Here is an 8,475-nt window from a genome sequence, read left to right as displayed (position 1 = left end):
AAGTGATAAAGTCGGGAGTGATTTTTCAAACCATACGTTGGGGAAATAGACCTTTTTTTGGTATAATAAAATCTATAATCTGAATGAAAAAGGTAACTTTATGAAACTTATCTCATGGAATATTGATTCCCTCAATGCTGCCCTAACGAGTGACTCAGCTCGTGCAAAATTGTCCCAAGAAGTCCTACAAACCTTGGTCGCTGAAAATGCTGATATCATTGCTATCCAAGAAACCAAGCTTTCTGCCAAGGGCCCTACAAAGAAACATCTGGAAATTTTAGAAGAACTCTTCCCAGACTACGAAAACACGTGGCGCTCTTCCCGAGAGCCTGCCCGTAAAGGCTATGCTGGAACCATGTTCCTTTATAAGAAAGAACTTACACCTACTATCAGCTTCCCAGAAATCGGTGCCCCTTCTACCATGGACTTGGAAGGTCGTATCATCACCTTGGAATTTGATGAATTTTTCGTGACCCAAGTTTACACTCCAAACGCTGGCGACGGTCTCAAACGCTTGGAAGAACGCCAAATCTGGGATATCAAATATGCGGAGTACTTGGCTGGACTAGACAAAGAAAAACCAGTCCTTGCGACCGGTGACTATAACGTAGCCCACAATGAAATCGACCTTGCAAATCCTGCCAGCAACCGCCGTTCACCAGGATTTACCGACGAGGAACGTGCTGGATTTACCAACCTTTTGGCAACAGGATTTACCGATACTTTCCGTCATGTTCACGGCGATGTTCCAGAACGCTACACTTGGTGGGCACAACGCAGCAAGACTTCTAAAATCAACAATACAGGCTGGAGAATCGACTACTGGCTCACAAGTAACCGCATCGCTGACAAGGTGACCAAGTCAGACATGATTGACTCAGGAGCTCGCCAAGACCACACACCGATTGTCTTGGAAATTGAACTCTAAGGAGAAAACGAATGGACTATCAAGCTGTCATTCCTGAACTTGTAGTATCTGACATCGAAAAATCACGCCACTTCTACTGCGACCTGCTAGGATTCTCTGTCGAATACGAGCGTCCAGAGGAGAAATTTCTCTTCCTCTCGCTTGAAGACTGCCAACTTATGCTAGAAGAAGGCAGCGCAGAAGAATTAGCTCAGCTGACCTATCCATTCGGGCGCGGTGTCAATATTTCCTTTGGCATTACAGATGTTCCTCAGCTCCACCAAAAACTGCTGGAAGCTAACTATCCTATTCATCATCCTTTGACTAAAAGAGAATTTCGAGTAGGAGATAGCTTTATATATCCTCATGAATTTGCAGTTTTGGATCCAGATGGCTATTTTTTAAGATTTAGCGAGTAGAACAATAAAGATTGGGAAAAAGTCTTTAAAGTTAGAAAGAGGCATATTGTTAAGTCTTGAAAAATCTTGATAATATGTCTTTTATGATGAAAAAATCTTCTAATACTCTTCGAAAATCAAATTCAAACCACGTCAGCGTCGCCTTACCGTACTCAAGTACAGCCTGCGGCTAGCTTCCTGGTTTGCTCTTTGATTTTCATTGAGTATAAATGTTAGCCAATAAGTTAATTTTTGCCTATTTTTATTACATTTGTTCGTTTTTTAAACCAAAACACTAACAAAACATTTGATTTCTAAAGTTATTTAGTGTAAAATAAAAACATTGGCACAAGCCTATTTTAAATTAAATATCATTTTACTTGTTTATGTCGTGAATTGGCACGACGTTTCTACAAGGTGCCAGAACACCTAACAATAAGTAAGTCAGAAGTAAGGTATGGCGTTTTTACCATGCCTATTTTGGGGACTTACTTAGAGATTAAGTAGGTCCTTTTTGAATATTTTTAATATTTCCCTTAATTAGTGCGGACGGGAGCAACTTCCTCCGGAATTTCATCCCTAATTTTTGAGCCAAAAGTCTCAAAAATCCCGTCATAGACAATAACAAGATTATTGTCTATGATACCACTACAACGGGAAATATTTGATAAGACTCGCTTCGCTCGTACTAGATTTATCAAATATATAGTACTAGCAAACTGGATCACTATAGAAACATTTAACCAACAAGTAAACTGGCTTTTAGACTTTAGGAGGTCTTATGAAATTATTAGAAGAGCGCATCCTCAAGGATGGGCATATCTTGGGTGATAGTATCCTCAAGGTGGATTCCTTTTTAACCCACCAAGTTGACTTTAGCTTGATGCGAGAGATTGGTAAGGTTTTTGCGGAAAAATTTGCTTCTGCTGGTATTACCAAAGTCGTGACCATTGAAGCGTCAGGTATTGCCCCAGCCATTTTTACAGCGGAAGCCTTAAACGTTCCCATGATTTTCGCTAAAAAAGCTAAAAACATCACTATGAACGAAGGCATCTTAACTGCCCAAGTTTACTCCTTTACCAAGCAGGTAACCAGCACCGTTTCTATCGCTGGAAAATTCCTCTCACCAGAGGACAAGGTTTTGATTATCGACGATTTCCTTGCTAATGGCCAAGCTGCCAAAGGCTTGATTCAAATCATCGAACAGGCCGGAGCCACAGTCGAAGCTATCGGTATCGTGATTGAAAAATCTTTCCAAGATGGCCGTGATTTGCTTGAAGAAGCAGGCTACCCTGTTCTATCACTCGCTCGTTTGGATCGTTTTGAAAATGGTCAAGTCGTATTTAAGGAGGCAGATCTCTAATGCAAACTCAAGAAAAACACTCGCAAGCAGCCGTTCTTGGCTTGCAGCACTTACTAGCCATGTACTCAGGATCCATCCTGGTTCCCATCATGATTGCGACAGCCCTTGGCTATTCAACTGAGCAGTTGACCTACCTGATTTCCACAGATATCTTCATGTGTGGGGTGGCAACCTTCCTCCAACTCCAACTCAACAAATACTTTGGCATTGGACTCCCAGTCGTTCTTGGAGTTGCCTTCCAGTCGGTAGCTCCCTTGATTATGATTGGGCAAAGCCATGGTAGTGGTGCTATGTTTGGTGCCCTTATCGCATCAGGGATTTACGTGGTTCTTGTTTCAGGCATCTTCTCAAAAGTGGCCAATCTCTTCCCATCTATCGTAACAGGATCTGTTATTACCACGATTGGTTTAACCTTGATTCCTGTTGCTATTGGAAATATGGGAAATAACGTTCCAGAGCCAACTGGTCAAAGTCTCTTGCTTGCAGCTATCACTGTTTTGATTATCCTCTTGATTAACATCTTTACCAAAGGATTTATCAAGTCTATCTCTATTTTGATTGGTTTGGTTGTTGGAACTGCCATTGCTGCTAGCATGGGCTTGGTTGATTTCTCTCCTGTCGCGGCAGCACCACTTGTCCATGTCCCAACTCCCCTCTACTTTGGGATGCCAACCTTTGAAATCTCATCTATTGTCATGATGTGTATCATCGCAACGGTGTCTATGGTTGAGTCTACTGGTGTTTATCTGGCCTTGTCTGATATCACAAAAGATCCAATCGACAGCACGCGCCTGCGCAACGGTTACCGCGCAGAAGGTTTGGCCGTACTTCTCGGAGGAATCTTTAACACCTTCCCTTACACCGGATTTTCACAAAACGTTGGGTTGGTTAAATTGTCAGGTATCAAGACTCGTCTGCCAATCTACTACGCAGCTGGTTTCCTGGTTATCCTTGGACTGCTTCCTAAGTTTGGCGCCCTTGCCCAAATCATTCCAAGCCCTGTCCTCGGTGGTGCCATGCTGGTGATGTTTGGTTTTGTATCCATTCAAGGGATGCAAATCCTCGCCCGTGTTGACTTTGCTAACAATGAACACAACTTCCTTATCGCAGCTGTTTCAATCGCTGCAGGTGTCGGTCTAAATAACAGCAATCTCTTTGTCAGCATGCCGACAGCCTTCCAAATGTTCTTCTCAAACGGAATCGTCGTAGCCAGCCTACTTGCCATTGTCCTCAATGCCGTATTAAATCATAAAAAGAAATAAGAAAAAGAGGTGCGAGCCTCTTTTTTAGTTTATCACAAATTGATTATAAATACTATCAATCCCAATTCCCATCTAATATTTCTTTTATAAACTTCTTAGGCATCCAAAAGGAGTGTTTTGTAATCCTACGTCCATCTGGAAGTTCATCTGTATCAGATAATGAGCCTTTCCCAACAAATTTTCCTTTTTCAATTTCATAGTAAGCATTGGTAGCATGTAATTTCGTAAATAGAATTCTATTTATCTTACTTTGAGGGAAATTAGTTGAAACTTTATTACCATTTTGAGTTAATTTAACTCCGTCAGAAATAATTTGTCTAGTTTCCTGCCACACTCTTTGGATTTCTTCTAATTGTCTATCCTGAAATCCCCAAAATTTGATAGAATCTAATACAAATAGCTTAGGTTCAATTTCCTTAAAAATAACGAAAAGGAATCGTTTATTATAAATTTCATTATAAACATGTGATGATTCCCAACTATCTGTTGCTGCTAGTTCTTTAAAACAATAAGTTTTAAATGGAGAGTCTTCCTTAGGTAAATTATTCTTATCTACTCGAATAACTCTCAAATTCATGTTTGCTTTTTGAAATTCTTTGGTCTTATCCAAATCCCCTGTCAAGCCTAAAATTTTTCTAATCAGAGTACTATTCTTACCTTTTGCCTTGGGATTCACTTCAAATCTATCATATAACTTTTGTTCAGAGAAACCTTTGTAGGAAAGAATCTTCTCTGCAATAACCTCAGTAAATGACTTTTTTTCACCCCTAAAATTAGCCAAAACACTTTCTTGATCTGATTGGTTAAAGATTTTATGATTAATCAGATAGGTCATATAACTTGATTTTAATTCCCAAGCTCTTTGTTTTGCTAATTCATGACTAAATGGTTGCTGTCTTAAATCCTTTCCTTTACCTGCACCTTTTGTACAAGTTGATAAATAGTTTCCATCTGATTCTGATAATTCATGTGCCCTTCCATTTTTGATTTTATCTGTAATCTTCTGATAGTCTTCAAGGATGACTGCCATATCCTCCTCAAACCATTCATATAAAAATATTTTTTCAATGACATAGTCCTTCATTGTTTGATTGGGAATTAAGCCATTGTAAAACAATAACAAAATCTTTGCACATTTTTTCCATAAAAATAGAGATGACAAATTTTTAAGATTCATTAAAGTGTCTAAACCCTTGATATTACTGATTTTTTGAAAAATCACATTTGATTAAATATCATTAAAAGGTCTTAAAAATTCTCAAAAAGTCCACAAAAAAAGCCCCTCAAAAAGGGCAATAAATGACGAGTTCAGCAGGCAAGAAACTAGCACGGTCAAACGTGCTTTTTTTATTGCTGATTGCTGATAGGTATATTATAACACGATAAAGACGATAGGGCAAAATATCCTATCAAGATGATATACACTTACTTATATACTTCCAGTTCTCCGTTCTGGTGGATTCTCGCAAAGTTTAAGACGGCTATCTGTTTGTATCGGTGGTAGCTAGTGAAGCTAGTACTTGCCATTTCTACGCATTCGCTCATTGTTTTCTTTCTCATATAGCAATAATGGATAATGAAATATTTTCTGGCTCGCTTGTTCTCTATCTTATTGATATCGTTGGCGAATATTTCCAATCCCTCACGGATTGCTTTTTCATGCTCACCGCTCAAATGCCACTGATCAGGTAAGACAAGTTTCCAATCCTCTTCGTCTATTGTAACTTGGTTTTCACTTCCTGCCATCCTCTGAAATCTCAGAAAGTAAGTCATCCGCTTTCTAACGTTCATCATCGTTTTAAACTTATCCAGCTCCATTAGTTCGCTCCTTTATGATATAATATTTTTATCGGAATATCACAAAGGAGTCAGCTGTGCTGGCTTTTTTTTGCATTTTCTCGGCGTTCAAGGATATTCTCCTTATCTGATTGATAACTGAAAAGCTCTAATCATCACAAAAACCTATATTATCCCAGAATATCCGCAATCCTTTTGTATCTTTAATTCGTGAAATACCTTCTTCTGCTGCTTCTTTTGTCGGATAGACTTCTATAATATCTTTGGAATTTTTTCCACCTATCCTATATCTTACCTCAAAATGTCCGGTATCAATCTGCGTCAAAAACACGGTATCGACTTCATCAATCACAGCTAACTTATTCAACTTATTTAAACGGTTTTTAATCGCCTTCATTTAGTATCTTAGCCTCTAATACTTCTAATTGCTCCACTACCTCAACCATTTCAACTGCTTTATAAGCCATGTTTAAAACGCTCTGGGCGCTCTGTTGTCTAGCATACGGGCTTACTGTCTTATCAAGCATGATTTCCCTCAACACGTTTACCGCCTCAACGCTTGCATTCTGTAAAAGTGTAGTCGCTTCTTTAAGTTGTTCGCTACGTCTTTCACGGTAAATTCTCTTAAAGGTTGCATCGTTCAAGTAATTATAAGCCGTCTTTCTGGTGATTTCACTTAATTCACTAGCTTTTTTTACATTCCCAGTCATGAGATAATTGGCCATAAATATTTCTTTTTTTCTGCTTAATTCTGTCAAATACTAGTCACCTCGCTTTCTTCTACCATTCTTTTTAGTTCTTCTAACTTTTCTAGTCTTGCTTTTAAACTTCTAACCATTCCCCTACCTCGTGTGTAATTCTGTCTGATTTATGTAAAAAAAGGGGATTGCTCCCCTCCACATCACAAACCTAATAAACCACGTCTTTCTTTGCCCAGTAGTTTATCATATAGGGCTTTATCCTTCTCATATAGTTCATGTCTACGCTTGTAGCCCATAGCTTTAAACTCTTCAAGAGTTACAGCTTCCTCTTCGTAAGATTTTGAAATACTTTCTACGTTCTTTGCAAGCCCCTGCAGTAAGTCAGCTTGTCTCTTCTCTTCTTCGATTTCTTGAAATAGTTGTTTATGTTCATCTTTCATTATTGTTCTCCTTCAAAATAGTTAATACGATTCACAAAATATGCTAAATCATCTTTGGGATCTAAATAGCGGTATTGGCTTCCCATATAACCAGTTACACCACTATAAATGTAAGGCTTACTTACTCCACTATATTCTGGAGATGTATTCAGGCGGTCAAATAACTCTTCGATACCTGTTTCTCTTACCTCATCCGCCAATCTTTCAGCAGTATTTTTGTAATTTTCGTTATAATTTGCAATCAATTCCAAAAGCTCAATAGATTTCTGCTTGATTTCTTGGCGCTGGCGCTTCACTGTTTCATCTTGCTCTAATGCAGTTCCTAAATAACCTGATGCATTAATTTTTCTAGCGTCTGCTACGATTGAGTCAATCCGTTCTTTCTCAAGTTTTGTTCTTTGCTCTTTCATATCAGCAATATACTTTTCTTTTACGTTAATAGCTTGAAAATCTTCAAATGTTTGTACATCTGCTTTCTTGGATTTGATATCCTTAACTTCTTTTTCTGCTTTCTTGATTTCCTCATCAAAGCGATCAAAAATCTCTAATTGAGTCCGTACTTTGTCCATCTGGTTTTTCACTTCTTGCAATGTTGGCATTTCTTTTTCCTCCAATCTTCCCAAAAACAAAAGAGACATAGCCAAAATAGATTGCTCCACTTTATGCTATACCTCTGATTTTTTCAGTCAGTATTCTTTTTAAATATTATTGTTTTAGATTCCACGCTGGAGACAATCTCGCCGTCTTGTATTTTAAGCGTGATACTCCCAAATCTTGGAATCTCTAACAATTTTATTATACCATAACTTTTGAAATAAATAAAGCCATTTTGTATCTCCATTCGTTATCCTTTCATCTGTTTTAAGGGTGTCACTAGTAGTTACACCATTGCAAGGGGGTCGGTACTATCTACCCCATTTTATTTTAGGTTTTGGGCAAAGTGTAGCCATTTTTGAATATCTAGCGGCTACGCATTCCGCCTTACAGCCCCAAGGGTTTTCGCCTTGTGTAGCCGTGTAGCCGTTTCATCTCAAAAAAATATATAAATAACGTATTAGGTATTTAATTATATATACTTTTATAAAATATATATTTTGGCTACATTTATATTAAAAATTCAGTAATATCAAGGGTTTAGGGGTGTAGCCGTTTTTTTGTCTTGTCTACACCTCTTTGAAACCCTTACAGTATCAAGGGTTTTCAGCGTAGCCGTTTTTTTATCTTTTGGCTACACTGTCTACACTTTATTTTTTTATTTTAGCAAATCCGCGTTTGATACTTTTGCCAAATCGCAAGGACTCCCTTGCTTCCCAATCCTCTTTACTTTGCATGATTTTTTTAATCTTGTTTTTATCCTTTACGTTCGGTATCTTATCCGGATATACCTCTGTGAAAAATAAATTAATAGCCATCTTGTCACGTTCCACTAGTTCCCCATACTTTTCAATATCTAGGGTAATTTCTACACCGTTTGCGCCCATATGATAGCCATGATTTATCATGTCGTAAATGTAATAATATCTTGTTCTATCTGTCGGGGGGAACTGATACATTCTTTTTGGGTAAGGAGTGCCTAAATAGCGCTCCAAATCCTCAAGGGTTTCATC

Annotated in this window: 11 protein-coding genes, 1 pseudogene and 1 riboswitch; of the genes and pseudogenes, 4 read left to right on the top strand and 8 right to left on the bottom strand. The window is 38.3% G+C overall.

The window, feature by feature from the left end:
* Window positions 1-100: 100 nt before the first annotated feature.
* The 4 genes from HT723_RS09210 (at window position 101) to HT723_RS09195 (ending at window position 3,930) form a co-directional block, all read left to right on the top strand.
* Window positions 101-928 carry an exodeoxyribonuclease III gene (locus tag HT723_RS09210; RefSeq protein ID WP_172935075.1) on the top strand — a complete coding sequence of 276 codons (828 nt, stop codon included), beginning with the start codon at window positions 101-103 and terminating at the stop codon, window positions 926-928.
* Between the two features lie 11 nt (window positions 929-939).
* The gene (locus tag HT723_RS09205) at window positions 940-1,326 is read left to right on the top strand and encodes a VOC family protein (RefSeq protein ID WP_172935074.1); all 387 of its coding nucleotides are present in this window, start codon (window positions 940-942) and stop codon (window positions 1,324-1,326) included.
* Window positions 1,327-1,665: 339 nt separating this feature from the next.
* Window positions 1,666-1,761: riboswitch (purine riboswitch) on the top strand.
* Window positions 1,762-2,086: 325 nt separating this feature from the next.
* Window positions 2,087-2,668, top strand: a complete 582-nt coding sequence (locus tag HT723_RS09200; protein WP_172935073.1) for a xanthine phosphoribosyltransferase — start codon at window positions 2,087-2,089, stop codon at window positions 2,666-2,668.
* The gene (locus HT723_RS09195) at window positions 2,668-3,930 is read left to right on the top strand and encodes a nucleobase:cation symporter-2 family protein (RefSeq protein ID WP_172935072.1); all 1,263 of its coding nucleotides are present in this window, start codon (window positions 2,668-2,670) and stop codon (window positions 3,928-3,930) included. Before HT723_RS09200 ends, HT723_RS09195 begins: the two co-directional genes overlap by 1 nt.
* Before the next feature lie 55 nt (window positions 3,931-3,985).
* On the opposite strand, the gene HT723_RS09190 is transcribed toward HT723_RS09195, so the two are convergent.
* The 8 genes and pseudogenes from HT723_RS09190 to HT723_RS09155 form a co-directional block, all read right to left on the bottom strand.
* Window positions 3,986-5,107 (bottom strand): Sau3AI family type II restriction endonuclease, encoded by a 1,122-nt coding sequence (locus HT723_RS09190; protein WP_240154963.1) that lies wholly within the window; start codon window positions 5,105-5,107, stop codon window positions 3,986-3,988.
* Between the two features lie 248 nt (window positions 5,108-5,355).
* The gene (locus tag HT723_RS09185; protein WP_172935071.1) at window positions 5,356-5,748 is read right to left on the bottom strand and encodes a transcriptional regulator; all 393 of its coding nucleotides are present in this window, start codon (window positions 5,746-5,748) and stop codon (window positions 5,356-5,358) included.
* Between the two features lie 127 nt (window positions 5,749-5,875).
* Window positions 5,876-6,124: a hypothetical protein gene (locus tag HT723_RS09180; RefSeq protein ID WP_000644290.1), complete on the bottom strand. Its 249-nt coding sequence runs from the start codon at window positions 6,122-6,124 to the stop codon at window positions 5,876-5,878.
* Window positions 6,111-6,452 (bottom strand): hypothetical protein, encoded by a 342-nt coding sequence (locus HT723_RS09175; RefSeq protein WP_000035040.1) that lies wholly within the window; start codon window positions 6,450-6,452, stop codon window positions 6,111-6,113. Before HT723_RS09175 ends, HT723_RS09180 begins: the two co-directional genes overlap by 14 nt.
* A 176-nt stretch (window positions 6,453-6,628) precedes the next feature.
* Window positions 6,629-6,868 (bottom strand): hypothetical protein, encoded by a 240-nt coding sequence (locus HT723_RS09170; RefSeq protein ID WP_023935898.1) that lies wholly within the window; start codon window positions 6,866-6,868, stop codon window positions 6,629-6,631.
* A complete protein-coding gene (locus tag HT723_RS09165) occupies window positions 6,868-7,527 on the bottom strand; it encodes a hypothetical protein (protein WP_138705622.1) in 660 nt (219 codons plus the stop codon). Before HT723_RS09165 ends, HT723_RS09170 begins: the two co-directional genes overlap by 1 nt.
* A gap of 23 nt (window positions 7,528-7,550) precedes the next feature.
* Window positions 7,551-7,709 carry a DUF2292 domain-containing protein gene (locus HT723_RS09160; RefSeq protein ID WP_014017183.1) on the bottom strand — a complete coding sequence of 53 codons (159 nt, stop codon included), beginning with the start codon at window positions 7,707-7,709 and terminating at the stop codon, window positions 7,551-7,553.
* Window positions 7,710-8,112: 403 nt separating this feature from the next.
* Window positions 8,113-8,475, bottom strand: a pseudogene (locus HT723_RS09155) (virulence-associated protein E); the annotation flags it as partial.

Source organism: Streptococcus sp. 2106 (assembly GCF_013277315.1).
In the GTDB taxonomy this organism is placed as follows: Bacteria; Bacillota; Bacilli; order Lactobacillales; family Streptococcaceae; genus Streptococcus; species Streptococcus pseudopneumoniae.
The sequence above is the reverse complement of the archived record's forward strand: the minus strand, read 5'-3'. Positions and strand labels throughout refer to the sequence as shown.